Origin of the sequence: Bradyrhizobium sp. PRIMUS42, assembly GCF_023006515.1 — a bacterium.
Lineage (GTDB): Bacteria > Pseudomonadota > Alphaproteobacteria > Rhizobiales > Xanthobacteraceae > Bradyrhizobium.
The window spans coordinates 1-478 of sequence record NZ_JALBGZ010001578.1 but is presented as its reverse complement, the minus strand read 5'-3'; the positions used below and the strand labels follow the sequence as shown (position 1 = coordinate 478).

Here is a 478-nt window from a genome sequence, read left to right as displayed (position 1 = left end):
CCCGCGGCGCATCAGGGCGGGCGGGGCGCGCGATCACCTGCTCGGGGCGCATGCGGTCTCCGGTTTCGGCGACAGCTTCAAGACCGGCGGCAAGGTGGTGAAGAACGTCACCGGCTACGACCTCTGCAAGCTTCTCGCGGGGTCCTGGGGAACGCTGTCTGTCATGACCGAGGTCACGCTGAAGGTGATGCCCAAGCCTGAGGCCGAGCGGACACTGCTGCTGCGCGGCCTCGACGATGCCGCCGCCAACAAGGCCATGACCGCGGCGCTCGGCTCGCCCTTCGACGTCTCCGGTGCGGCCCATCTGCCGAAATCGGCGTTCCGGGCGAAGATCGAGGGGCTTGGCGATCTCCTAGGGGAGGGCGAGGCGCTGACCGTGCTGCGGCTCGAAGGCATCATCGCTTCCGCCGCCCACCGCGCCGGATCGCTGCGCGAATTGCTGGCGCCGTTCGGAACCGCGACGCTGGTCGAGGACGTG

Annotated in this window: 1 protein-coding gene; it reads left to right on the top strand. The window is 69.5% G+C overall.

Annotated elements, in window-relative coordinates:
* Window positions 1-478, top strand: a 478-nt coding sequence (locus MOV75_RS41750; RefSeq protein ID WP_369010510.1) for an FAD-binding oxidoreductase, incomplete at both ends; no start/stop codon positions are given.